This is a genomic window from Nostoc sp. DSM 114161 (genome assembly GCF_052692665.1).
The window spans coordinates 3,265,380-3,288,141 of the sequence record NZ_CP195141.1 but is presented as its reverse complement, the minus strand read 5'-3'; the positions used below and the strand labels follow the sequence as shown (position 1 = coordinate 3,288,141).

The 22,762-nt window shown below is 44.1% G+C and carries 18 protein-coding genes; 10 read left to right on the top strand and 8 right to left on the bottom strand.

All coding sequences use genetic code 11. The annotated features are described in order from the left end of the window. Positions 1-10: 10 nt before the first annotated feature. The 4 genes from NSTC745_RS14460 (at position 11) to NSTC745_RS14445 (ending at position 5,512) form a co-directional block, all read left to right on the top strand. The gene (locus tag NSTC745_RS14460; protein ID WP_096540903.1) at positions 11-523 is read left to right on the top strand and encodes a phosphate-starvation-inducible PsiE family protein; all 513 of its coding nucleotides are present in this window, start codon (positions 11-13) and stop codon (positions 521-523) included. A gap of 125 nt (positions 524-648) precedes the next feature. Beyond that, positions 649-2,385, top strand: a complete 1,737-nt coding sequence (locus tag NSTC745_RS14455) for a diflavin flavoprotein (RefSeq protein WP_445637755.1) — start codon at positions 649-651, stop codon at positions 2,383-2,385. Between the two features lie 151 nt (positions 2,386-2,536). Further along, on the top strand, positions 2,537-4,543 hold the full coding sequence (locus NSTC745_RS14450; RefSeq protein WP_445637754.1) for a nitrate ABC transporter ATP-binding protein: 2,007 nt from the start codon (positions 2,537-2,539) through the stop codon (positions 4,541-4,543). A 117-nt stretch (positions 4,544-4,660) separates the two neighbouring features. Continuing rightward, positions 4,661-5,512, top strand: coding sequence for a nitrate ABC transporter ATP-binding protein (locus NSTC745_RS14445; RefSeq protein WP_445637753.1), 852 nt, complete (start codon positions 4,661-4,663; stop codon positions 5,510-5,512). Positions 5,513-5,556: 44 nt separating this feature from the next. Here NSTC745_RS14445 and NSTC745_RS14440 read toward each other — a convergent pair whose 3' ends face one another. The 5 genes from NSTC745_RS14440 to NSTC745_RS14420 all read right to left on the bottom strand — a co-directional run bounded on the left by NSTC745_RS14440 (position 5,557) and on the right by NSTC745_RS14420 (position 14,359). Further along, positions 5,557-5,919, bottom strand: coding sequence for a hypothetical protein (locus tag NSTC745_RS14440; RefSeq protein ID WP_445637752.1), 363 nt, complete (start codon positions 5,917-5,919; stop codon positions 5,557-5,559). A 793-nt stretch (positions 5,920-6,712) separates the two neighbouring features. After that, on the bottom strand, positions 6,713-10,309 hold the full coding sequence (locus tag NSTC745_RS14435; RefSeq protein ID WP_445637751.1) for a beta strand repeat-containing protein: 3,597 nt from the start codon (positions 10,307-10,309) through the stop codon (positions 6,713-6,715). 123 nt (positions 10,310-10,432) lie between these two features. Continuing rightward, the gene (locus NSTC745_RS14430) at positions 10,433-11,395 is read right to left on the bottom strand and encodes a glycosyltransferase (RefSeq protein WP_445637750.1); all 963 of its coding nucleotides are present in this window, start codon (positions 11,393-11,395) and stop codon (positions 10,433-10,435) included. A 34-nt stretch (positions 11,396-11,429) separates the two neighbouring features. Beyond that, positions 11,430-12,080 (bottom strand): DUF4915 domain-containing protein, encoded by a 651-nt coding sequence (locus NSTC745_RS14425; protein WP_445637749.1) that lies wholly within the window; start codon positions 12,078-12,080, stop codon positions 11,430-11,432. Positions 12,081-13,231: 1,151 nt separating this feature from the next. After that, complete coding sequence (locus tag NSTC745_RS14420) at positions 13,232-14,359, bottom strand: acyltransferase family protein (RefSeq protein WP_445637748.1); 1,128 nt, start codon at positions 14,357-14,359, stop codon at positions 13,232-13,234. Between the two features lie 118 nt (positions 14,360-14,477). On the opposite strand from NSTC745_RS14420, the gene NSTC745_RS14415 reads away from it, so the two are divergent. Then, positions 14,478-14,939 carry a peroxiredoxin gene (locus NSTC745_RS14415; RefSeq protein ID WP_445637747.1) on the top strand — a complete coding sequence of 154 codons (462 nt, stop codon included), beginning with the start codon at positions 14,478-14,480 and terminating at the stop codon, positions 14,937-14,939. Between the two features lie 104 nt (positions 14,940-15,043). Here the strand turns inward: NSTC745_RS14415 and hpf are convergent, their stop codons facing one another. Then, a complete protein-coding gene (gene hpf, locus NSTC745_RS14410) occupies positions 15,044-15,691 on the bottom strand; it encodes a ribosome hibernation-promoting factor, HPF/YfiA family (RefSeq protein ID WP_445637746.1) in 648 nt (215 codons plus the stop codon). A gap of 618 nt (positions 15,692-16,309) precedes the next feature. On the opposite strand from hpf, the gene lipB reads away from it, so the two are divergent. The 3 genes from lipB (at position 16,310) to NSTC745_RS14395 (ending at position 19,385) form a co-directional block, all read left to right on the top strand. After that, positions 16,310-17,002, top strand: a complete 693-nt coding sequence (gene lipB, locus NSTC745_RS14405) for a lipoyl(octanoyl) transferase LipB (protein ID WP_445637745.1) — start codon at positions 16,310-16,312, stop codon at positions 17,000-17,002. A gap of 455 nt (positions 17,003-17,457) precedes the next feature. Beyond that, positions 17,458-17,658: a hypothetical protein gene (locus tag NSTC745_RS14400; protein WP_445637744.1), complete on the top strand. Its 201-nt coding sequence runs from the start codon at positions 17,458-17,460 to the stop codon at positions 17,656-17,658. A gap of 215 nt (positions 17,659-17,873) precedes the next feature. After that, positions 17,874-19,385 carry an ABC transporter permease subunit gene (locus tag NSTC745_RS14395; RefSeq protein ID WP_445637743.1) on the top strand — a complete coding sequence of 504 codons (1,512 nt, stop codon included), beginning with the start codon at positions 17,874-17,876 and terminating at the stop codon, positions 19,383-19,385. Positions 19,386-19,496: 111 nt separating this feature from the next. Here NSTC745_RS14395 and NSTC745_RS14390 read toward each other — a convergent pair whose 3' ends face one another. Beyond that, positions 19,497-19,730: a type II toxin-antitoxin system HicA family toxin gene (locus tag NSTC745_RS14390; RefSeq protein WP_445637742.1), complete on the bottom strand. Its 234-nt coding sequence runs from the start codon at positions 19,728-19,730 to the stop codon at positions 19,497-19,499. Beyond that, on the bottom strand, positions 19,727-19,966 hold the full coding sequence (locus tag NSTC745_RS14385) for a type II toxin-antitoxin system HicB family antitoxin (protein ID WP_445637741.1): 240 nt from the start codon (positions 19,964-19,966) through the stop codon (positions 19,727-19,729). Before NSTC745_RS14385 ends, NSTC745_RS14390 begins: the two co-directional genes overlap by 4 nt. A gap of 442 nt (positions 19,967-20,408) precedes the next feature. On the opposite strand from NSTC745_RS14385, the gene NSTC745_RS14380 reads away from it, so the two are divergent. Together NSTC745_RS14380 and NSTC745_RS14375 are read left to right on the top strand one after the other, a co-directional pair. Continuing rightward, positions 20,409-21,932 carry a SulP family inorganic anion transporter gene (locus tag NSTC745_RS14380; RefSeq protein WP_445637740.1) on the top strand — a complete coding sequence of 508 codons (1,524 nt, stop codon included), beginning with the start codon at positions 20,409-20,411 and terminating at the stop codon, positions 21,930-21,932. A 170-nt stretch (positions 21,933-22,102) separates the two neighbouring features. Further along, positions 22,103-22,738 (top strand): restriction endonuclease subunit R, encoded by a 636-nt coding sequence (locus tag NSTC745_RS14375; RefSeq protein WP_445637739.1) that lies wholly within the window; start codon positions 22,103-22,105, stop codon positions 22,736-22,738. Positions 22,739-22,762: the final 24 nt, after the last annotated feature.

The window sequence follows — 22,762 nt, the reverse complement described above, 5'->3', positions numbered from 1 at the left end:
ACACAAAGCTATGTATAAACCTGCTCAAGATAGCCCAATTCTCACCTATGAAATCCATCGGAAACGCATCGTAAAAAGCTTGGAATTGATTCAAGATTTGATTGTCGTTTCTCTGTGTCTCGGTTTATTTTGCTTCATGGTAATTCAGGTGAGAGATATGTTTTTCTCCCTGCTTCCCCCACTGGATTTTCATGTTGTTACTGCCGATATTCTCTTTTTGCTCATCTTAGTTGAATTATTTCGACTGCTGATTATTTACTTGCAAGAACAACGAATATCTATTGGCGTAGCCGTCGAAGTTTCCATTGTTTCTGCCTTAAGAGAAGTCATTGTTAAAGGAGTTTTAGAAACTAATTGGAGTCAAATTTTAGCCACTTGTGCCTTCTTATTAGTTTTAGGAGTAATACTAGTTGTTCGAGTTTGGCTACCTCCCACCTTTGATGGTATCGACCCCGAACAAGCAATATCTAAACGCTATAAAAATCGATCGAAATCCGAATTAATCGAAAGCAACGGCAACTAGAAAGGGGAGATGGGGGGATGGGGAGGTGTGGGAGGTGTGGGAAGAAATCTTTCCCCCCTCTCTCCCCACACTCACCACACTCCCCATGCCCCATGCCCTATGCCCATACCCAAAGAGAGGTTACTATGTCTGCTAATACTTTAATTACCAGCCGTCCGAGAGACGTGCAGGTTGCTGAAATTGGTAAAGATACGTTGGTTTTGCGATCGCGGACTTGGGAAAGACTAAAATTTGAGGTTGAGTATTCCCGCCAACGGGGAACTACGGCAAATTCTTATCTCATTCAAGCTGATAAAAAAGCTTTAATCGATCCTCCCGGCGAATCTTTTACGGAAATTTATCTCCAAGAATTAGCACAACATCTAGATTTAACTACCCTAGATTACATTGTTCTCGGTCATGTAAATCCGAACCGCAGAGCCACCCTACAAGTACTATTTTCTCAAGCTACTCAAGCTACTTTAATTTGTTCTCGCCCTGCTGCTAATGCTTTGAAAACTGCTTTTCCAGAATGGGAATCGCGCATTCAAGCTGTGCGTTCAGAGGATACTTTGGATTTAGGACAAGGACATAATCTCACATTTATTACTGTACCTACTCCTCGCTGGGCAGATGGATTGTGTACTTATGATGCTGCTACCAAAATTCTCTATACAGACAAATTTTTTGGCGCTCATATTTGCGAAGATACCCTCTTCGATGAAGACTGGAAACGTTTAGATGCAGAACGTCATTACTATTTTGATTGTCTCCACGCAGCCCAAGCTAAACAAGTCGAAGTTGCTTTAGAAAAGCTTTCAATTTTCCCCGCAAAATGTTATGCTCCTGCTCACGGCCCTGTTGTTCGTTACAGCCTGAGTCGATTTAATTTTGATTATCGTCAATGGTGCCAAAAACAAAAATTACAAGAATTGAGCGTTGCTTTACTTTATGCCTCTGCTTATGGAAATACAGCAATTGTAGCTAATGCGATCGCTCAAGGTTTAATTGAAAATGGAGTTAATGTAGAGTCCATTAATTGCGAACTAGCTGAACCAGCAGAAATTACTCGCATTATTGAAGCTTGCGACGGATTTATTATTGGTTCGCCCACATTAGGCGGTCATGCACCAACCCAAATTCAAACAGCTTTAGGAATAGTTCTAGCCACAGCAGCTAAAACAAAATTAGCAGGCGTATTTGGTTCATTCGGCTGGAGTGGAGAAGCAATTGATTTACTGGAAAGTAAGCTCAAAGATGCCAATTATCTTTTAGGGTTTGAAACAATTCGAGTCCGCTTTACACCCACAGATGAAATCTTTCAACAGTGCAAAGAAGCAGGTGCTTTCTTTGCCCAAAACTTGAAGAAAACTAAAAAATTGCGGACAGCGCGTCAAGTTGTTACAGAAGCAAAAGTAGACCGCACCGAACAAGCCGTAGGCCGTATCATCGGTTCCTTATGTGTTTTAACAACTCGTGATGAAGAAAGCCACAAAGGAGTTTTAACTTCTTGGGTTTCTCAAGCAACCTTCAACCCACCAGGAATTATGGTTGCCATTGCTGAAGAACAAAATGCAGATTTAATGTGTCATCTCGGCGATAAATTTGTCTTGAATATCCTCAAAGAAGGTAGAAATATCCGCCGCTATTTTTCTCGCAATAGCGTTTTAGGAAACAATCCTTTTGTTAATCTCTCCACACAAACAGCTGACAATGGTTGCCTAATTCTCACCGAAGCCCTGTCCTATTTAGAATGCACCGTACAAAATCAAATCAAATGTGGTGACAGATGGTTAATTTACGCCGTAGTTGATAAAGGTCAAGTCTTAGAAACCGATGGCTTAACCGCCTTAGAATACCGTAAATCCGGCAGCTACTATTAATTGGGCATAGGGCATAGGGCATTGGCAATTAGTTATTTCTCTCTCACTCCCTTACTCCCTCATCTCCCTCATCCCCGATGCCCCATGCCCAATGCCTAATGCCCCATGCCCCCTACACACTTTTTAACCAAATTACCAATACCAAGTTATTATGTCTACATTTGTTGCTGTCGATCGCATTGATAAAGTTTTTGAATTAACCGGTGGCGGTCAATATATTGCCCTCAAAGGAATTGACCTCGAAATCAAAAAAGGAGAATTCGTTTCCTTAATTGGTCACTCTGGTTGCGGCAAGTCTACATTATTAAACATGATTGCGGGTTTGGATTTGCCCACTGAAGGTATTGTCACCTTAGAAGGACAAAAAATCAGGCAACCAGGCCCCGATAGAATGGTGGTTTTTCAAAACTATTCGCTATTACCCTGGCGGACAGTCAGAGAAAATATCGCCCTAGCGGTAGACTCAGTAATGAAAGGCGTACCCGCAGCCGAACGCAACGCTATTGTCGAAAAACATATAGACATGGTAGGCTTGCGTCCCCATGCTGACAAACAGCCGGGAATGTTATCTGGGGGACAAAAGCAACGTGTAGCGATCGCTCGCGCTTTAGCAATTCGCCCCAAGTTATTATTGTTAGATGAACCCTTCGGCGCTTTAGATGCACTCACTCGCGGGAATTTGCAAGAACAACTCATGCAAATCTGCGAAGAAAACGAAGTTACTGCTGTCATGGTTACCCATGATGTAGATGAAGCAGTGCTATTATCTGACAGAATTGTCATGCTCACCAACGGACCCGAATCGAAAATTGGTGACATTTTAGAAGTCGATATTCCCAGACCCCGTAAGCGCATGGAAGTTGTAGAACATCCTAGCTACTACAGCTTGCGGAGCGAAATGATTTACTTCCTCAACCAGCAAAAACGCATTAAGAAAATTCGCGCCAGAAAAACAGCCGACATTTCCCGTCACGGCTTAGAAAAAGTTAACTTAGAAATCGGCTTTTTACCCCTCACCGCTTGCGCCCCCTTAGCAGTTGCTAAAGAAAAAGGCTTCTTTGTCAAACATGGTTTAGATGAAGTTCATCTCGTGCGCGAAAGTAGCTGGCGGGGTATCGTTGACGGCATGACTGGCGGTTATTTGGATGCGGCGCAAATGCCTTCAGGAATGCCCATGTGGCTAACTTTGGGAGGACACAACAACCAACCTTTCCCCGTTGTCACCGCCCTCACCATGACTCGCAACGGTAACGCCATTACCTTAGCAAAACGCTTTTACGACCAAGGCGTGCAAAGCTTATCAGACTTCAAAAGATACTTACTTTGCACCCGCGACCAAAGGCACACAATGGGAGTAGTGCATCCCGCCTCTATGCACAACTTACTCCTGCGTTACTGGCTAGCCGCTGGTGGAATCGACCCCGACGGCGATGTAGACATGAAGACCATTCCCCCAGCCCAGATGGTAGCCGACTTGCAAGCCGGAAGCATCGATGGTTACTGCGTTGGCGAACCTTGGAACTACCGCGCCGCTGCCGAAAATGTTGGCTTTACCATCGCCACCGACTTGGAAGTTTGGCTAGGACACCCCGGTAAAGTTCTGGGAGTGCGGGAAGACTGGGCAGAAACTTATCCCAATACCCACATCGCCTTAACCAAAGCCTTGCTAGAAGCTTGTCAATACTGTGCAAATCCTAACAATGCCCAAGAGATTCGCCAAATTCTAGCAAGTCGAGAGTATGTCAGCACCGATTTAGAATACATCCAACTCGAAGATCCGAATAGTCTCACCTGCGACATCAACCATCCCCTGCGAGACTACGCCCACCACCAGTTTTATTCCGAGTCTGCCATCAACCGCCCCAGCCGTACCGAACAAATTTGGATTATGAGTCAATTAGCCCGTTGGGGCGACACTCCCTTCCCCAGAAATTGGGTCGAAGTCGTCGAACGCGTCTGCCGAGTCCGCGTTTTCAGCACCGCCGCACGAGAATTAGGCTTAGATATCAGCTACATCCGCCAACCCATCCAACTGTTCGATGGTACTCCCTTTAACGCCGACGACCCAATCGCCTATCTCAACAGCTTAAAAATCAAACGCGATTTCTCAGTCGCCGAAGTCATTCTCGATGCCCCTAGAAGAAGACTAGCTTCATAGAAGGCAGGGGAGCAGAGGGGCAGGGGAGCAGGGGGAGAAAGAATTAATTCCCTAATCCCTAGTCCTCAGTCAACAGTCAACAGTCAACAGCCACCCATACCCAATAACCAAATCACCATGCAAAACCGCAACTCAACAATTACCGACCTCAAGCCACTACAAAATACAGCCACCATCGATCGCCCCTTCCTAGAAATCAAAGACGTTACCAAAGTCTATCCCACAAAAAAAGGCCCCTTCACCGTACTCGATGGCGTTAACCTCAACGTCGAACAAGGCGAATTTATCTGTGTCATCGGTCACTCTGGCTGCGGTAAATCCACCCTGTTAAACATGGTATCCGGTTTTAACTTTCCCACCTCCGGGCAAGTATTACTAGAAGGACAGCCCATTACCAAACCAGGCCCCGACAGAATGGTTGTCTTCCAAAACTACGCCTTGCTACCCTGGCGGACTGCTTTCGACAATATTTACTTAGCTGTTAATGCCGTTTATCCTAATAAACCACAAGCTGAAAAAAGAGCGATCGTCCGCGACCATTTGGCAATGGTGGGGCTGGCTGACGCGATGGAAAAGAAACCAACGCAGATGTCTGGGGGGATGAGACAAAGAGTTTCCATCGCCCGCGCTTTGGCAATTCGTCCCAAAGTCCTAATTTTAGACGAACCTTTCGGGGCGTTGGACGCTATCACCAAAGAAGAGTTACAAGAAGAACTGCTGAAAATTTGGAATGAAAATCGCTGCACAGTGTTGATGATTACCCACGACATCGACGAAGCCCTATTTTTAGCAGATAAACTGGTGATGATGACTAACGGGCCTCATGCCAAGATTGGCGAAGTTATGGAAATTCCTTTTCAGCGTCCCCGCGATCGCGCCCGTATCATGGAAGATCCACAATACTATCAGTTGCGTAACTATGCCTTAGACTTCCTGTTTAACCGTTTCGCCCATGATGATGTAGGTTAACTTGAAGTACACAGATAGGGGCACAATATATTGTGCCCCTACGATTAACTTGCGGGCAAAACCACACTTTGACGTACAGGACGCTTGCGATCGCTTTTGCGAACTCCTCCAGCTTTATAATATTCGTCGCTATTGTGACCAAATTTATAAGCTATACCGCGCAAAAATTGATCGGAATAATCTGCTAAATCTTTTTCACTTTCGACAATATGGGTTAGTAATATATCAATATTAGAGAGGGCGGTATTGTATTCTTCTATAGATTCTCGCAGGCTTTCTATTCTGTCAGTATAATCTTTAACTGTTAATCCCTCTCTCACCTCAAGAGTTGGATTGATAGATTTAACACTTGCTAGTCGTACTTCAGCTTTTTCAAGTGTACGTGAATTACGTTTTGCTCTTGCCATAATTAACACCAGCCAGACTAAATTATTACATATCTATGGTGGACAATTGTATAAAAAGTTGTCATACGTAAAATTGTTGATTTTTTTGCAAAAACCTAAAATTTCAGTGATTTCCAGCATTGTTTACCAATTGAAACCACATTTATGGTAGTAGTACGGCTATTGGTGTTAACCTAAGCTCAAATGCTTAGGCGGCATAGGTTTTACCCCTCCCTAACCCTCCCCTTGTAAAGGCTACGGTGTACACACAAGTCTTCTAAAGTTGTGTCGCAGGCTTTCGATCCCCCCAACCCCCCTTGAAAAGGGGGGCAAAAAGCTGTTAAAGTCCCCCTTTTTAAGGGGGATTTAGGGGGATCTTCGACGATTTTGGCTTTGTTCCAGAGATGTGTGTACACCCTAGCCTTGTAAAGGGGAGGGAACCAGATATTCTTGTTTCCCCCCTTTCCAAGGGGGGATTAAGGGGGGTAAAAATTGATGTAACCTAAGTCTGTTTGCCATCAAGTCAAAGCTGAAGCTCTTACAGGGAAGACGGAAACTCTTACAGCCTGCGCGATATACTGAAACGTCAAGGCACAAAGTCTTACAGGAAAGGCAGAAAGTCTTACAGGGAAGACGGAAGCTCTTACAGCCCGCGCGATATACTGAAACGTCAAGACAGAAAGTCTTACAAGGAAGGCAGAAGCTCTTACAAGGACGGTGTAACCCACCAAATTCTTCAAAATGGGGCTGACGCACTTCAAGTTTCCCCAAAGTGCGTAGGCGCAGCCCGTCGTAGACATCGCTCTCTTGGTTACTAGAGGGTGATAAAATCAGCACTAGTAATCTTGCTGGCATTGATACCTGTCAGTACAGCCAATTGTTCGCCACCGTTGCTAAGGCTAATGAGCGTGTTGCTGCCGCTGTTGCTAATCGTTAACTGCCCAAAGCTCAAGCCGACAGCTAAAACCAACAAGTCAGTGCCATCTTGGAAGTTAGTAATCGTGTCTTTACCCTCCCCCGCTGCTAGCACAAAGCGGTCTGCCCCATTGCCGCCAGTCAAGGTGTCGTTACCAGTACCGCCATAGAGTACGTCATCGCCGTTACCACCATTAAGAATATCAGTACCTACTCCCCCGTAAAGCGTATCGTTGCTATTGTTGCCATAGAGTGTATCATTGCCGCCCAAGCCACGAATCGTATCGTTACCATTGCCGCCGGCAATATAGTCATTGCCTGCGTTGCCGGAAACATTCTGGTCTTTATTGCCTGTTGAGAGAATGTCTCCCACTTCCACCGTCACAGTAGCTTCATTTGAGGTCAGTCCTCCGGCATCGGTGATGGTGTACTTAAATGAGGCAGTACCACTAAAACCTGCGGTCGGGGTAAAGGTAATCAGGCGAGCATCAGAATCGATGTCGGAAAGAGCGACAGTGCCGTTAGTGGTGCTGGTGACAGAGAGTTTAGCACCGACTAGACCATTGCGATCGGGGTCAGAGATGTTATCGTTGAGATCGACTGTCACCTTTGTCACTGGGTTGCCCGTGTTCTTGCTAGTAGAGACTGTTTCCCCCGTGGCACTGGGGGCTTCGTTAACATCGCTGACGTTGAGAACAAAAGCCTGAGACTTGGTTAGCGATAAGTTCCCCGCATCGGTAGCCGTGACAGTGAGATTTAGTTGACCGTTGGGGATTGCTTCATAATTGAGGGAAACACCATCTTTGAGCTTGAGTTGTCCGTTGTCCACCACAAAGCGGTTGTCATCAACGGTCAGGGTGTTGTTGCGAAATGCTGGGTTGAGCGTATCTGCATCGGTAACAGTGAGGTTGCCAATTACCGCCCCTGCCGCATTTTCAGCGACGGTGTTGGCACTCAAGGCAATGGCACTGGGGGCTTCGTTAACATCGCTGACGTTGAGAACAAAAGTCTGAGACTTGGTTAGGGATGAGTTCCCCGCATCGGTAGCCGTGACAGTGAGATTCAGTTGAGCGTTGGGGATTGCTTCATAATTGAGGGAAACACCATCTTTGAGCTTGAGTTGTCCGTTGTCCACCACAAAGCGGTTGTCATCAACGCTCAGGGTGTTGTTGCGAAATGCCGCGTTGAGCGTATCTGCATCGGTAACAGTGAGGTTGCCAATCACCGCCCCTGCCGCGTTCTCAGCGACGGTGTTGGCACTCAAGGCAATGGCACTGGGGGCTTCATTAACATCGGTGACGTTGAGAACAAAAGCCTGGGACTTGGTTAGCGATGAGTTTCCCGCATCGGTAGCCGTGACAGTGAGATTTAGTTGACCGTTGGGGATTGCTTCATAATTGAGGGAAACACCATCTTTGAGCTTGAGTTGTCCGTTGTCCACCACAAAGCGGTTGTCATCAACGGTCAGGGTGTTGTTGCGAAATGCTGGGTTGAGCGTATCTGCATCGGTAACAGTGAGGTTGCCAATTACCGCCCCTGCCGCATTTTCAGCGACGGTGTTGGCACTCAAGGCAATGGCACTGGGGGCTTCGTTAACATCGCTGACGTTGAGAACAAAAGTCTGAGACTTGGTTAGGGATGAGTTCCCCGCATCGGTAGCCGTGACAGTGAGATTCAGTTGAGCGTTGGGGATTGCTTCATAATTGAGGGAAACACCATCTTTGAGCTTGAGTTGTCCGTTGTCCACCACAAAGCGGTTGTCATCAACGCTCAGGGTGTTGTTGCGAAATGCCGCGTTGAGCGTATCTGCATCGGTAACAGTGAGGTTGCCAATTACCGCCCCTGCCGCATTTTCAGCGACGGTGTTGGCACTCAAGGCAATGGCACTGGGGGCTTCATTAACATCGCTGACGTTGAGGATATAGTTAGTCAATGCATCAGGTATACCGCCTACAGTAGGGTCATCCACGCTCACAGTGATGTTATAGGCATTTTTGCTTTCAAAGTTGAGAACAGTGTTTTCTTTGAGGTAGAGAGCATTGTTTTGAATGAAAAAGCTGGCTCTATCAGTGCCGCTGAGGATGAGACTGTTGTTGCCTACACCGTCATCACTAACGCTGATGTCTGCCAGTTTGATGGGGCTGGTAGTATTGGTGTTTTCTGCCAGACTCTTGGTTTGGTTGAGCAGATTAATGGCAGTGGGAGGGGTATTGGGAATGGTGTTAATGGTGCCATAGACATCTTTATTACTGGTCGAGGCAGTGTTGCCTGAAAAGGTAACGTTGCTTCCCCCGACTACGGGAGCTGTCGTCACGCCTGCCTGGGTAGCTAGTCCTGGCGTCACGGCAAAGATAGCACCGCCGAAGCCCTGTCCATTATTCGCTCCAGCTCCCCCTGTGGCGGAGTTGCTGGTGAAGCTGGTGTTGAAAAGGGTGAGGTTGCCTGACCGAATAAAGATGGCACCGCCTAACCCTGCACCACCGCCACCAATACCGCCGCTGCCGCCAGTACCGCCGCTGCCACCGGCACCGTAGCCGAAGCCGCCGAAGCTGTTGCGGCCGTTGATGCCATCACCACCGCTGCCACCGTTGCCACCGTTGCCACCGCCGAAGCCGCCAATCCCGCCGCTGCCACCGCTGCTGCCGTCACCACCGCTACCACCAGCGCCGGAGTTGTAGCCGCCGCCGCCACCACCGCCACCACCACCACCACCACCACCACCGCCACCACCAGCGCCGAAGCCGCCGGAGCCACCGGAGCCACCGGAGCCGCCGTTGCCACCGGAGCCGCCGTTGCCAGGGGAGCCGAAAGTGCTAGGGGAGCTGAGAGAGCCAGGGGAGACGAAAGTCAAGCCGCCGCCGCCGCTGCCACCACCCGCACCACCACCGCCGCCGCTACCGCCGCTGCCGAAGCCGCCAGTTCCGCCATCGCCACCAGGACTGCCGTTGCCGCCAGTTCCGCCATTGCTACTACTACTACTAGTGCTGCCGCTGCCGTTGCCGCCGTCCCCGCCATTCGCACCCGTGTTACCAGTGCCACCGTCCCCGCCGATCGCCTGGTTGTTGGTGAAGTTGACGTTGCTGATGGTGACAGTGCCATTGTTAATAAACAGAGCACCGCCAAACCCACCGTTACCCCCCGCACCATTGACACCATTGCTGCCTTGCGCCCGTCCATTTGCTAGCGTCAGGTTCGCAATAGACACAATACCTTGATTGACAGAAAACAATGACACATCGCCTGCGTCGTTAATGCTGTTGTTGTTGGCATCGCCGCTGATGGTGAGATTACTGCCACTCGTGCCTTGAATGCTGATGTTGCTTGTAATGGTTGGTAAGGCACTAGTCAGGCGGAAGGTAGAATTGGCAGGCACATCGAAGATAATGATGTCATCGCCTGCCGTGTTGTTAGCGGCAACGATCGCCTCTCGCAGCGAATCAGCGTTGTTGCTGGTGTCGTTTTCGTCATTGATGGTGTTTACAGTGAACGTTGCCATGATTAAAATCTCCTAAGCTATCAACGAGTTAATCGGTCGAGATACTGGTCAAATGGAATCGTTAGGGTTGAGATGTTCCCTTCCCCCTCTGGTTTGGGAGGCGAACGATTGCTAGGAACAGCTTCAGGCAGCGTGAGAGTAAGAAGCATAAGAAGCCCTGTCGCTCTCCTCGTCGGGGATAGAATCGGACTGCTGCAATCGCTGTGAAGTAGCAGGTACAGCACCAGCATCGGTTGGCTTTTTATCGATAAAGAATCTCGCTTGCACTTCTACCCGCAGTTGATAGCGATCGCTCAAGCCGCGTCGAACAATGGCCTCGTTAATGGCAAGCTGCGATTTCAGCACTTGTTCAATCGTGCGAGTGCTGCTGACACTAGTCGGATGCAAACGGTAGTAGTAGAGCGGCTGATTCAAGTGCCAAATCTCGGTCACTTCTGACAGGCGCAAACACAGGTCGTAGTCTTCGATCGATTCAAACGCTTCTCGAAAGCCGCCAATCTGCTCATAGACCGAACGGCGCAACAGCCGGAAGTGAAACGTCATGAAGTCAATTAGCAGTCGGTCTGGGCTGTAGGGGATTTGGCAGCGATGCCCCAACCCTTGTACCTGTCCGCCTGCGTTTATCTGCCAATGGTCGGTGTAGACCATACCGACTTCCGGATGGGAGTTCAGCACTGGAACAGTGAGTTCCAGCGCCCGGAAGTCTAAAGCATCATCGCTATCGACCTGACCAATGTAGGTGCCTTGAGCCGCAGCATAAGCCCCTTTGAGGGTATGAGCGGCACCTTGATGAGTGGCAGCAATGACGCGAACGCGGGCATCTTGTTGAGCATAGTGATTGGCAATATCTAGGGAGCGATCGGTTGAGCCATCGTCCCAAATCAACAGTTCAAAGTCTCGGTAGGTTTGGCTCAGCACGCTGCTGATTGCCACTTCTAAGTAGCGATCGCGGTTATACACCGGCATGATAATCGATACTAAAGGCGGTTTGAAATCAACGGGTTGCGGCCAGAGAGCATCAGCAAAATTAGGAGAAACCGTTGCAATACTGTGATTTAAAGAATTGGAATTTTGGTTAGAAGACATAGTAGTTAACGACTAGAGGCGATTTAGCAATTCTTTAGGAACAGGCTGAGCACAGCAAAGTGGGCTTCTGTAAAGTCCCAAGATCGCGCAATCCGAAACCGTTGAGGCGACAGCGGTCTTCGGCAGCTAGCTTGGAAATAAAGCTTGGTTGCCACAGGGGAACAAAACTGTAATCGTTGCTGATGGTGGCAAGGCAGCTAAAATCTGTGTTGACAAATACAATCTTTTCTGCATCATCCAGCACCACATCATGGACATTTAAATCGCCAGTGGTGTATGCCGTGCGAGGGATATAAAGGTGATGTCTAGCGACAAGCCGCTTCTCTTCTCCTGTTGGAGACGCTGCGCGAACGAGACGCTCCGCGAACGCGTCTACGCTTTGCTGATAAATTTCCCGTGGTTTGAGTAAATTTTCAAATCGCCAAATTTGATAACGCGTGCTAACATATATACTGTTGTTTGATGCATATATTCCCATTGGTTTATCAAACAATCGCTCGCGAGCGCTCACCCTATCTTGCTCATTGCAACCCATGAAAAACAGGCGATTAGTTTGATAAGTAGTGAAAGCTAGGCTAATAAACTGCGTTTGCAACCAGGGTATAAAGTGCCGCAAATACTTGATTTCTAGTTCGGGCGCAGTCGATGAAGGCATGGCGTGACTGCGCGGCAGAAAACTTTCCATACAAGACTTTATTAATTGCTGATTATTTTTTTGACAAAGCAAAATTGTTTCCATTACCCCTAAAAAGTAAAGGTATGGAAACAGCACCCAATTATTTAGTAATTTTTATTGACGATAACTCGTCAATATTACACTACGGTTAAATCTTGCGTATTGAAACTAATTTCATTAAAAGTTAATGGAAACTTAGAAATTTTTGACTCAAAAATCTGAATAATTTCACATAAATCTGCCAGCGATCGCAATCGTTAAGTTCTAATATTAATTTTCTATAACCTGCCAACTTTGATACCAAATTGAACTGATAGATATGCAAACTTGAGTAGGTGGGCGTGAATATTTATCATTGCAATAAAACAGAATACAACTATGCTAAAAGCATAAGGAAACAGGGTTTTCACTTATTTTATTTTATTTACATAGTTTAGTTTTTTGAAGCCGATTGCACTTGAGAGGATGTTTGAAAAGTCATGATTGATGTATCAAATATATTTTTACCCCACCCTAACCCTCCCCGATGTATTGGAGAGGGAACCGGATTTTTCTTGTTTCCCTTCTTTACAAGCTACGGTGTACGCACAACTCGAATTTCTTCTTAAATCTCGGACATTACCCCCTTAATCCCCCCGATGGATTGGGGGGAAAAAGAGATCTTGTTCCCTCCCCTTTCCAAGGGGAGGGTTAGGGTGGGGTAATTCGATAACTTGTGTGTACACCGTAGCCTTTACAAGTGCGTTAGCGTAGCTTACCGAATATCGCTGATTTTTACTTACACTTTCGTAGGTGCGTTGTCGCATAGCGCAACGCACCGTAAATCTATGGATTAATACAAGTCTGTTTGCCATCAAGTCAAGGCGGAAGCTCTTGCAGGGAAGGCAGAAAGTCTTACAAGGAAGGCGGAAGCTCTTGCAGGCTGCGCGATATACTCAAACGCCAAGGCAGAAAGTCTTACAGGGAAGACGGAAGCTCTTGCAGGCTGCGCGATATACTTAAACGTCAAGGCAGAAGCTCTTCCAGGGAAGACAGAAGCTCTTACAAGGACGGTGTAATAGTAATTCGCAATGGGCTACGCTAACGCAATTAAGAAATTCAGACTTTATCTAGGTTTGGTGGTTTGAATCTGTTGCCGAATTTTAGAGAATTGGTATTACTTACACTTTCAAAAACCAGCGTTGGCGATACATCACAACACCAACAGCCCACCACAACAACACGGTAACTATGCCAAAAAACAGGGAACCATTCAGCGCCCCCGCCCAAGATGCGAAAAAGTTCTGGTAAATCCAATTGTAAGTACTAGGAGCGTTTTCTCCCGTACCGATAGTGGTTTTGACTAAGATTTTAATCAATAAAACAGACGCGACGAAAAGAGCGATCGCATTTAAACCCATAATTTCAAAAGCTTTACCCCAGCGACGTATCCGCCGTACTTCGATGAGTTCGTAACAAGTTGCAAGCAAAAATAATGCCCAACCTGTTGTAAAAACTACATAAGAACTCGTCCACAATTTTTTATTAATGGGAAATGTCCAGCCCCACGCCCAACCAATAATTAAACAACCAATTCCAAATAATCCTAGCCCGATACTTGTGCGTGACTGTACAGGCTGGCTGCGTATCCATTGCCCGCTGAAATAACCAGCAAGGACGCTTACTATCGCAGGGATAGTACTAAACAATCCCTCTGGATCTCCCAGAAAGTTGAAACCATCACCTTTATATAAATGTGCTTTGGGAATAATTAAGCGGTCAACATAAGCACCAAAATTACCTTCCCGCGTCAGAACTCCCGCCCCATAATCGGGTACTGGTACATACATCATCGCTAGCCAGTAACCGATGAGTAGCACTGCTGCTAGTATCCATTGACCTTTGCGCGGGATGTTGAGAACTATTAAAGAAGCCAGCAGATAACTAAGGCTGATGCGTTGCAACACCCCCATCAACCGGATGCTACTTAAATCAAAAGTCCAAACACCTTTATTCCAAAAGCCATTTAGTAGCAATCCCAAAACAAAGAGAATGGCGGCGCGGCGCAATATCCGCGAGTAAACAGCTGAGGTCGGTTTATTATCTTCGGTGTACTTCGATAGAGAAAAAGTCATCGCTACACCGATAATGAAGAGAAAAAAAGGAAATACCAAATCAGTTGGCGTACAGCCGTGCCAATCAGCGTGGGCGAAGGGAGGATAGACATCATCTGCGACTCCCATCATGTTGACAAGAATCATCGCAGCAATGGTAATGCCGCGAAAAACATCGAGTGAAGTCAGGCGCATAAGCGGAATTTTTTCCTTGATGAGTATCTAAGGTAACCCGCTTAATGCAGCTAATCAAGGAAAACTTATAGACTTGTATACAAGGTAAAATTTTGTCAACTAACTATCACTACTTGCTATGTCAGTCAAAGTTGGAGATACCGCCCCTAATTTCAGTCTACCCGCTCAAAATGGCTCAACAGTTAGCCTGCAAGATTTTCGCGGCAAAAAAGCTGTTGTCTTATATTTCTACCCCAAAGACGACACGCCCGGTTGTACTGCTGAATCCTGCGCCTTTCGCGACCAGTATGAAGTTTTTAAAAGTGCTGGCGCTGAAGTTATCGGCGTCAGTGGCGACTCTACCGAATCTCACCAGCGATTTGCTGCCAAGTACAATCTACCTTTTACCCTATTGACCGACAAAGGCGACCAAGTACGCAAGCTATATGGTGCAACAGCAGCCTTTGGCTTGTTCCCTGGTCGCGTTACTTACGTCATTGACCAACAAGGAGTTGTGCAATACGTATTTGATTCAATGTTTAACTTTAAAGGTCACGTTGAAGAAGCCTTAAAAACGCTGCAACAGTTTGCTGTGAAGTAGGGAAGTGGGGAATGGTGGGGTGATGGGGTGATGGGGTGGTGGGGTGAAATTCTCTCCCCATCTCCCTATCTCCCCATCTCCTCATCCCCCCATCTCCCCAATCCCTATTTACCCGAATGCGACTTTTCCGACATCGCAACGTTCGCATGGGCTGACTTGCCATTCTTACCGTTGGTATGACCGTTACCATTGCGGGGTTGAATTACGCCATAACCGCCGTGGTTGCGTTCGTAAATGACATTTATCTCGCCTGTTTCAGAATTGCGGAACATATAAAAGTCATGTCCTACGAGTTGCAGTTGTTCCAAGGCTTCTGCAAGGGTCATGGGAGGCATGGAAAAATACTTGGTGCGGACGACTTCGTTGGGTAGTTCGGGAGTGCGATCGCCAATTAAATCTGTGACTACTGACTCTGCAACAACTTCTTCTGTTGGTTGGGCATGAGTTTTCTGATCTTGACGCCGTTCTTTGTATTTCCGCAGTTGACGGGCAATCTTATCTGCTACTAAGTCAATGCTGGCGTATAAGTTTTCGCTGCTTTCCTCTGCACGGATAACGCTACCATTAGCAAAAATAGTTACTTCAGCTGCTTGTCTAGGATTAATTCGGGGATTCCGGGCAACGCTAAGATGTACATCCACTTCATTTGTAATATTCTGAAAATGATTAACTGCTTTTTCAATTTTTTGATGTACATACTCACGAATTGCATCGGTAATTTCAATGTTTTTGCCGTGGATGACAAGCTTCATGTAAACTCTCCCGCTGAATATTTTGATGTGTGAATTTGCTTTGTATGAAAAGAAGTTGCGGTAAGGTCTTTCACTCCCGCCAAAACAAATTGTGAACTTTTATCATTTACTGCTGTGCTGTCTCTAAACTCGTTGCATCTGAGTTTTTCCCAAGCATATCCTTAGATTTGATTTATTTCCTCATCTCTGCGCTGATATCCAATAAGATATCCACTTAGAACTCTTTGGTGAAGAAATCTTAACACTGACAGCTATGACTACTTTCTCCTTTAAAGCAAGGCTTAAAGAACTTTTGATAGTTGCTCCTTGTGCGTCCGGTTGAGGTTTGCTTGCTGTTGATAAAGAACACAAGTTTTGTGGAAGTAGATTTTGTTTGAAATGCAAACAATGTTATTAGAGTCATCAGCCAACATATTATTTCTATTCTCTTGGTCTGATGCTGATTGTAGAGAATTCCTCCCAACACCTATTAAGGTTATATATTCAAGCTAGCACTTTGTATTTTAAGATGCATGTTCCCTTGACTTTCCTTTAAAATCCTTTGCAAAGCTTGACATTTTTTGATTCTATTCCTTTAAGTTGAAATATATTTCGTTCTTTTCACAGTTGATTTTTGGCATGATCCATAGTAATAAGCCACCCAAACACCGTTGTTTTTTGTATAACCAAGGATTAATGCCTTACTTAGACGCTCATGCATGGCAGCGATCGCTCCTTACTCAACGCCTCCACGACCCCAGCCTAGATGACGTGTTAATTCTCCTCGAACATCCACCCGTCTACACTTTGGGACAAGGAGCCAACTCAGATTTTCTCAAATTTGATATTGACAAAAGCCAATATGATGTGCATCGAATTGAACGAGGTGGCGAAGTTACTTACCATTGTCCCGGTCAATTAGTCGGGTATCCAATTTTAAATCTGCAACGCTATCAAAAGGACTTGCACTGGTACTTACGGCAACTTGAAGAAGTGTTAATTCGCGTATTAGCAGTTTATAAATTGCAGGGAGAAAGAATTCCGGCTTTTACTGGCGTTTGGTTGCAAGGACGAAAAGTTGCCGCTATTGGCATTAAAGTCAGCCGTTGGATTACCATGCACGGCTTTGCATTAAATGTTTGTCCAGATATGACAGGTTTTGAGCGCATTGTACCTTGTGGCATCTCTGATAAACCTGTAGGCAGTTTAGCCGAATGGATTCCAAATATTACCTGCGAAGAAGTGCGTTTTTATGTAGCACAGTCCTTTGCAGAAGTATTTGGAGTAGAAGTAGTAGAATCACAGCTCGAAGGATTTTTTCAGGATGAATAAATTCAGCTGCAAATTATGTAATACAGCAGAATTCAGGAGTCAGAATGGGCTACGCCCCGCTGCACTAACAGAATTCAGAATTAAAACAAGCTCTCTGTTTAGCTTTAAGAGTTGAGAGTGTGTACTTAATCAACTTAAAATTAGCTGTAAATACTATACCAGTCTGATTAAAATTGTGACACACTCATAAGGGTCATCTATCGTTTGTAGTATCAAAGTAGCTATTAAACTAGAGTTATCAAACGTACAATCTAATTATTTACAAAGCATTAAATATAAGAATTCAAGAGTCAGAATTCAGAATAATTGAAAAATCAAGAGTCTTTAAAAAGCTTGGTGTTTTGAAATTATAAAGCTTGAGTATCAAAGCCTTCTTGATTCTGACTTCTGAATTCTGGATTCTGAATTCTTCCCATTAAACTAACTTTTTGCAGCACTAAATTACGAATTAGCGCGTGAATTACCCAACTGATCTCCAAGTATATACCCCATCTTTAACATCACTTAGAGACCGTGACTGGACAGCTTTAATAGAACTATTCGACAGAGATGACGGTGATGAAATTGAAGCCGACATCCACACTAATTTGTTTTGGCTGATACCTGAACCTTGTTGGGAAGACGATCCGTTTGATTTCTTGCGTGAATATCTTTAAAAAATGGGAAGTGTTTAGAAACAAGGGTTAACCCTTGTCTGTACGAAATGGAGACTTTAAAGAAAGTATTTAATTACGAATTATTTGCAATTGTTCATTGCTAATATCAAGCTGCTCTAAAGTTAATTGTAAGATTTTTAACAAATAGCCAAGACAGTCTTTAATCTTCTTCTTTGCGTCTTTGCGCCTTTGCGTGAAAAAAAGGTTAAACAAATATGCCTAAATTTCGTTTTATCCGTTGCTTGCAATTATGTCTAGTTATAACTTTCAGTTGTTTATTACTCACTACCTGTAGTACCAACCACAGTGCAGGAAAAACTCTACGCGTTGCTACAGAACCGGCGTTTCCACCTTTCGAGTTTCAAGGACAAAGTGGAGAATTACAAGGTTTTTCCATTGATTTGATGAATGCCATAGCCACTGCTGCTAACTTTAAAGTAAATTTTCAAAGCCTGCCTTTTGATGGGATTATCCCAGCACTCCAAGCCAAAACCGTAGATGCAGCCATAAGTTCCATCACGATTACAGAAGAGAGGGCGAAGACGATTTCTTTTTCCCGTCCTTATTTTAAAGCAGGGTTGGCGATCGCCATTCGCGCCGACAATCAAAATATTACTGGCTTTGACAGTCTCAAAAATCAAAAAATTGCCGTACAAATTGGTACAACTGGCGCAGCCAAAGCTAAGAGTATTCCTGGCGTACAAATTCGCAGTTTTGATTCTGCACCTCTAGCTTTACAAGAATTACTCAATGGTAATGTCGATGCGGTAATTAACGATGCACCTGTAACTTTATATGCTATCAACACAGGCAATCTCAAGGGAATTAAAGTTGTAGAAAAATTGCTGACAGAAGAATTTTATGGAATTGCTACTGCTAAAAATTCGCCTTATTTGACATTAATCAATGAAGGTTTGAATAATGTTTTGAAAAATGGCACTTATTCGCAAGTTTACCAAAAATGGTTTAAAGCCGAACCGCCATCATCATTACCAGTTACATCACCATTTGAGAATCAAACTAGCGCGGGTGTTCCGCAAATATTTACGTCAATTAATGTAATTTTACAGGCTGTTCCGACTTTATTCCAGGGAGCTTTGGTAACGTTGCAATTGACGATACTTTCTGTAGTATTTGGTTTAATTGGCGGTTCTTTGATTGGAATTATTCGCCTTTCTCATATTGCACCTTTGCGTTGGCTAGCGAGGGCTTATGTAGATTTTTTCCGAGGAACGCCTTTGCTAGTGCAAATTTTTATGATTTACTTTGGATTACCTGCAATTTTGCAACAACTTGGTTCCACATTTACTTTCGATCGCTTAGTCGCGGGAGTCATTGCTTTAAGTTTAAATAGTGCTGCTTATATTGCAGAAGTTGTCCGCGCTGGAATTCAATCTATTGAAGTAGGACAAAGTGAAGCAGCGCGATCGCTAGGTTTGAGTTCCGTGCAAACCATGAGGTTTGTGATTTTTCCCCAAGCATTCCGGCGGATGATTCCACCTTTGGGTAATGAGTTTATCAGTTTGTTGAAAGATACAAGTTTAGTTGCAGTGATTGGTTTTGAAGAATTGTTCCGCAAAGGACAGCTAATTGTTGCTGATAACTATCGCGCCTTTGAAATTTATGCAGGTGTAGCGGTGGTTTATTTATGTTTGACGTTACTTTCTTCCCAAGCATTTAGCCTATTGGAAGCTTGGATGAATCCCGTAAAACGCCAGAGTAAATAGGATGATTAATAATTTTTTATAGGTGTATTATGCCGTAAGCTAACCCAGCTGAATAAAGTAAATATTAGCATCACAATTTCTATTTTAATTGATTGAGTTGTCTTGTGTATATCATTTTTGTAGTAATAACTCTAAGAATGTTTCTTTATCAATGCTAATATCTTGAATCATTCCCATCAAAGTACCTTGTTTGATGTCTTTACCAGAATGAATTGGAACAACAACTCTACTCCCATGAATATTCTTATAAATGGCATGACTACCCTTTTGACGATCTAGATAAAAACCTAATTTTTCAATAACTTTAATAAAGTCTTTAGCTTTGACACTAGGAAAAGTACTCATATTAAAATACTTAATGGCTTGACAATTAAATCTTCTTTAGGAATAGGTTGATTATCAGCCATTAAACTTTCAAGATATAGTTCAATAGCTTCTGTAATATTCTCAATAGCTTCTTCAAAAGTATCGCCTTGAGAATGACAGCCTTTGAGAATAGGACAAAAAGCATGGTAACCACCATCTTGTTCTTTTTCTAGAAGAACCGTATAGTTATAAGCTTGTTTACTGTTATTTGTCATATAGTTTCACTTTTTTGCAAGCTAATAATTATTAGTTTAGACCTAATTCATAATGATAGATTCGATTTTGAAAAGATAGCGATCGCGATTGAGGGGCGTTATTATACCTTATTTACCCCGGAATTGAAGCGATCGTCCAAATTTACTTTACCTTTTCCTGCAAACCCAATAGAAAAAGTTATCAATTCTCGATTCCACAGCTGCGTTGTTATCATAGGTTTGTAAACATTAAGAAATGTAAATAGTAGCTATAAATACAAATCGATTTATCTTGATGATTGCGTATTTGCTATTTGAGAGCTAAATATACCGCTGTAGCCATGATGTAATTAAAACCCTGTAAATATGTGTCAACTATTCAATGCAAACCTAGTTTGTGCTGCATTGTCATGGTTCATTTTGCCATTAAAAAATTGAAAACTTTTCATAGGAGGATAAGCAAATGAGAAATTTGAAAACGATCGTAGACAAATGCTCATTTACTACTGAAATACCAGCATCATTTGTGGTATTTCTTGTCGCCCTCCCTCTTTGTATGGGTATTGCGATCGCTTCGGGACTTCCGCCATCCCGCGGCATAATTACGGGAATAGTCGGCGGAATTATTGTTGGTGCGATTTCTGGTTCTCCAATGCTTGTTAGCGGCCCGGCTGCTGGACTAGCGGTGGTTGTTGCAGAAGTAGTTCAACAATATGGCATTGAAATGGTTGGGCCGATTCTCTTGTTAGCGGGTTTAATTCAATTACTCGCAGGTATATTTAAACTCGGCCAGTTGTTTCGCGCCATGTCGCCGGCTGTTATATATGGAATGCTTGCAGGTATTGGGGTATTAATTTTCGCTTCCCAATTTCATGTCATGCTAGACGACAAACCGCGCATACATGGGATTGAGAATTTACTATCTATTCCCAACGCCATTTACAAAGCTTTCTTTCCTATTGATGGTAGCGCCCATCACCTTGCAGCACTCATCGGTGTAACAACAATTATCAGCCTTTTGCTGTGGGAAAAATTTAAACCCAGGAGTTTAAAATTGATACCTGGTGCCCTTGTCGGCGTTGTCATTGGCACTGCGATCGCCACAGTATATCGATTACCGATTCAGTATGTTGACGTACCTGCAAACCTGTTACAAGCAATTCAATTACCAACAATTGCCAGCTTACCAGGTTTAATTCAAGCACCAGTTTTGATTGATGCGATCGTCATTGCCTTCATTGCTAGTACAGAAAGTTTGCTTTCAGCCGTAGCAGTAGATCGACTGCATACCGGCCCAAGAACCAATTTCGATCGCGAGTTAACAGCCCAAGGAATTGGCAACATTATCTGTGGATTCTTGGGTGCTTTGCCGATGACAGGAGTGATAGCCCGCAGTTCTGTAAACGTAGAAGCCGGTGCTAAAACGAGATTATCAACCATACTTCACGGTGTATGGCTGTTAATTTTAGTAATTGCAGCCCCAACGTTGCTTAAAATAATTCCCATTTCTAGTTTGGCAGCAATTCTAGTTGTTACTGGTTTTAAATTAATCGAAGTAGAACATATTCGTCAGTTAAAGAAGTATGGACGTTTTCCTTTGGTAATATTTTCGGCTACTTTAATAGGGATTGTTGTTACTGACTTAATCACAGGTGTTTTAATTGGGATTCTGTTAACAGCCGTTTTACTAATTCACAAAATGTCAGTGCTGAATGTCCAAATAATTAAGCACGAAAACGATCGGCGAATAGACATTCATTTACAAGGTGCAGCAACATTTGTGAGATTACCAAAATTGGCGAACATTTTAGAACTTGTGCCTCCAGGAAGGGAATTGCATGTTTATTTACACGACTTGGCGTATATAGATCACTCTTGTTTAGACCTACTATCGATGTGGGCAAAACAACAGCAAAAAATGGGAAGCACGTTAACTATGCAATGGGATAGGCTGATAGAACGTAACCGCAAACCATTTACTCTGTAGTTTGCAACTTGGTGAGGTACAGATAATCGTAGGGGCACAACATGTTGTGCCCCTACCCGTGTACTTTGCTACTCTACGAATTATTTGTATTTCATGTAATCAGTCATGGTTTAAGATAGGTTTTATATAGAGAATTTGGATTGAGTTACGCCTGAATCAACCAAAAATATATGACAATTCTTAATGCTCGTAATTTATCATTAGAAGAAGTTGAGCGCCTATTTGGCTTTCAAGAACAGTACAGTGAATCATTTTCTAACTACTTATCTCTGGAACCTTTAACGGAAACAGAACAACAGGAACTTGTGCAAATTAGAAATGACTTTCGACGCTACCTGAGAGGTGGTAAAGTTTCTGAAGGTCAGGTAAAGTTTCTTGCAGTTGCGCCTTTACTAAGATTAGCTGGTTTTTATCGCTATCCTATCGAGATTCTTTTGGAAGAGAATATTGCTGATATTGAAGTTGAAGATGAAGATATCAAAATTAAAGGCAGATTTGATATTTTAGCTATTAGTAAAGCTAAACATACAAAATCTCAAACATATTTCTGGGTACTATTAATTGAATCTAAGAATAGTCAAATTGATATATCAACAGGTTTACCTCAGCTACTCACCTACGCTTATAAAAATTTAGAGAATCAAAAATTAGTTTGGGGATTAACGAGTAATGGTAGAAGTTATCAGTTTGTTTATATCGAACAAGGAAATCCCCCTATTTATTATCTGTTGCCAGAATTAAATTTAATGGAAAGAGAGCGATCGAGTCAGTTGCTACAAATTTTAAAAGCAATTTGTCAGCTTTAAAAGCAAGTATTAAGGCAATAATTT